The 3339-nt window shown below is 56.6% G+C and carries 2 protein-coding genes and 1 pseudogene; 2 read left to right on the forward strand and 1 reads right to left on the reverse strand.

Annotated elements, in window-relative coordinates; all coding sequences use genetic code 11:
• Positions 1–1584 precede the first annotated feature (1584 nt).
• Positions 1585–2385: an SDR family NAD(P)-dependent oxidoreductase gene (locus YUU_RS0145600; RefSeq protein ID WP_027528084.1), complete on the forward strand. Its 801-nt coding sequence runs from the start codon at positions 1585–1587 to the stop codon at positions 2383–2385.
• Positions 2386–2901: 516 nt separating this feature from the next.
• Positions 2902–3048, forward strand: a pseudogene (locus tag YUU_RS58040) (transposase); the annotation flags it as partial.
• Positions 3049–3159: 111 nt separating this feature from the next.
• On the opposite strand, the gene YUU_RS0145605 reads toward YUU_RS58040, so the two are convergent.
• On the reverse strand, positions 3160–3339 hold a 180-nt coding region (locus tag YUU_RS0145605; protein WP_027528085.1), incomplete at its 5' end, for a transposase domain-containing protein.

The raw sequence follows: 3339 nt of genomic DNA on the forward strand, positions 1-3339 counted from the left end.
GCTACGCGCTACGAAAAGACGGCGCGAAACTACTTCGCCGTCGTCGCCATCGCCGCAACTCTGCTCTGGCTAAGGTAATTGTCCACACTGCCTAGGGGCCGTTGGCCTAAAACAGAAGCACGCGATTTACAGGTTGCCAACAAGCGGCCTTTGACACGGGGCAGCATTGGTAGGGATGAGCATTGAACCTCCTCCAATCCTGTGGAGGACGCGCGGTCATTGACGCGCACAGCAGCACCACCCATCACTCGCGAGCAGAGAGGGGTGACAACCGCCGATTTGACGCGCCAGATGGTGACTAGAATGTTCACGCCAGACAGTTTGATTTCACATCTGCCAAGAGCATCGCAATTCGTGATCGTTTTGCGTCAAAAACATGATCTCCAGCGTTTAACTGATTTTGGATCGCTCTGGTGATAACGAGATGTTTTCCAGACTGCCTCGATCGCGAAGCTTGGCCTAGCGCCGGTAGGTCAATTTTCAGCTCCTCAGGACTGGAGCCGAGGCGAAGTTTTCGCGATTCGTGATGCTTGCACTCGGGACTGACAGCTCAGGTACACGGATTGGCCCCACTTAAGGGGGCCGCTTTTTGATGGGCTGGGCAATAGTTAGAACTTGGTGGAATCGACGTATTCGCCTAGAAAAAAAGGTGAGTCGCTGCGATGTTGGATTCGTAATTGGAGGTTATGGGTCTGGAGCTGGCTCATGAATCAAAATGGGATTGCGGCCCCCATTCGAGATCGTCCACGCCTCATGGAGAATTGAGACGAACACGGTCAGGGGATAGGGCGGATTTTACGTGAGCAATGGCGTCCTTGGTCGCGATGATCCGGACCCAGCAGAACTAGGATCCCTAAGCTTCGCCTGTTTGAGTCCCAAGATGTTTTCGGCGTCGCACCGTTGTCGAGTAGACGACGCGCGCTCAATCATTCAAAAGGCACAGGATGTGGAACGCAGGATTATGCTCGCTTACTAGCGAAAGCGACCGACACCTCCAGTCGAAACAAGGTCGTTCCTGCATCACGATCACCCCCTGTAGCACCTTCGAGAATTGAGGTGCTTGAGAGCCCATGGCACGCCTCTTGCTTCGCTTGCGCCGGAGCCGCACTCTTTTGCACGAAGCAAATCTTGGGAAGGACAATTTGCTTGGAAGTAAGTTGTTTCGAAGGTATAGGTGCCTGCTCAGGTTTCACGTGCAGGATGAGAAGGGATAGAGCGCGTTCGAGGTGCGGGATGCCCAGAACCGCGCAAGAGGGTCTTCTACCCCGAAGACTGTCCCACGCCATATTAGAACGCTTGAAGGATTGCGTCGATTGCGCGGTCGTATCGGCTGAGTCTACCGTCAGGCTTCTACAACTCGCCAGCGCGAGAAGGACCCGCATCATCTGCCGACGGCAGTTCACCTTAAAGGAATGTCTTTGTGCAGACTGACGGAGATCTCCTGAACACGGCGCATGTGGCCTCATTCGAGTAGCAGGTACAGGAGCATCTCGAGTCGGTCGTCAAGAAACTTCTGCGAATTCGTCTCTCGTAATTTCGGATATCCAAATAGAACGCTGTGACCGCAACGCATGTGAGACCGGAATGACCATTCAGAACGCGAGCATGGAAATCCAGCATTCGATGAGTTTACATGGTAAGGTCGCGTTGGTCGTCGGCGGGTACGGAGCGATCGGCACGACAATCTCCGAAACATTAGCTCTTGCCGGTGCGACCAGCGTTATTGCGGGACCAAACGGCGACCAGGCGCGAGCACTTGCCGGCGAACTGAGCCATAAAGGCTACATTGCGGAGGGCCTTGAGCTCGACGCATCTAACGTCGCAGCCATCAAAGAACTTTCGACTCTCCTCATACAAAATTATGGCTCGATCGACATCTTGGTTAACTGCGTTGGCTTCAATAAGGAGCAGAAGCTGCTGGATGTGACGGAGGAGGCGTTCGATAAGGTCTATTCCAGGACATTACGCGCCGGAATGTTTCTCTCCCAGGCAGTGGCCGCACACCAAGTTGCAGCCGGCAAGGGGGGCAACCAGATCCACCTCCTCTCCGTTGGGTCATCGCTTGGCTTTCGAGACCGGGGCTACAGTGCCCTTTGCGCTGCGAAGGGTGGGCTGGCTGCTCTTTTGAAGCAGCATGCAACCGAGTTGGCGCCGCACGGGATCACTGTCAATGGCGTCGCTCCGGGCAGGACACAGACTCACAAAAATGAGAAGGCTCTCGACCACGCAGCCACGTTTCAGAGGGCCGTTGCGGATATCCCACTCGGACGATTGGCTACACCTAGCGACATCGCGGGCGCCGTACACTTCTTCGCGTCGCCCCTGTCGCGGTTCGTGACTGGTCAGATCCTCTATGTCGATGGCGGTCTCACCGCCTGTACATAAGAAAATCTTTGAAGGAGAAGTGAAAGCTAGTATCATTCAGCTCCGTTGCCAATGTCAGAATAGGGGCCATGATAGGCGTCATCGAGCTTTGAGCTTTTCGAACGTCCGATGAAGACGCGTGCAGCCTAGATCGCAAACGGCACGGCTTCAGCCCCATCTTACGGACCGAACTCGATCAACCAAGGAAGCCGGGCGCAAAGTAATTCGGTGTCGGATCTCGCTCCCTGTTGGATTTGCGAAGCCGCTATCTCGCTGGAGTCGGCGGGCCACGCTCCATGGCAGGCGAAAACGTGCCATTGACGTCGAGATAGCCGGGACATCAATATCGATTCCTGAGTAGATAGTCGCCTGTGAAGAACTCTGGCTTCAGGCAGGAACGGTCTGAAGCGCGGCAGTGAGAGCCGAGAGAATTTGACGCAGCCACAGGCTGAGCGTAAGCGGCGTGTCTCCCGCACCTTGTTGCTGTTGAGCAGATCGGCAATATGCGTTCCGTCTTGACGAGGGCGGTTTGCATAGATGATCGAGCGTGTTGTCGACGCATCGCAGCGACGGGTTCGGCGGCGCTGGAGCGACGAGGTCAAAGGACGGATCGTCTCGGAATCCTTTGTGCCGGGCGCGATCGTCTCGGACGTCGCGCGGCGCCACGGTCTGTCGCCGCAGCATTTGTCGGCCTGGCGCAAGGCGGTGCGCGACGGGTGGTTGAAGCTGCCGGAAGGCACAGAGCCGGTGGCGACAAGGCCTGCTGGATCGGTCGCGATCCAGGAAGCGAATTCATCAAGCGGCGAGGCCGTTAGCTTGCTCGGCGCTCCACGCCCAGGGCATGAGTTCGTCCAGACGCGAGGCCGGCCAGAGGTTGACGAGTCTGGTGAGGACGTCGGTCAGATAGGCCTGCGGCTCGACGCCGCAGAGCTTGCAGGTCTCGATCAGCGAAGCGATGCAGGCCCAGTTCTCCGC

This window comes from Bradyrhizobium sp. Ec3.3 (assembly GCF_000472925.1).
GTDB lineage: Bacteria > Pseudomonadota > Alphaproteobacteria > Rhizobiales > Xanthobacteraceae > Bradyrhizobium.

Bases quoted from the DNA above. Each gene is read 5' to 3' on its own strand.
- YUU_RS0145600 (WP_027528084.1), top strand. From the start codon at position 1,585: ATGACCATTCAGAACGCGAGCATGGAAATCCAGCATTCGATGAGTTTA.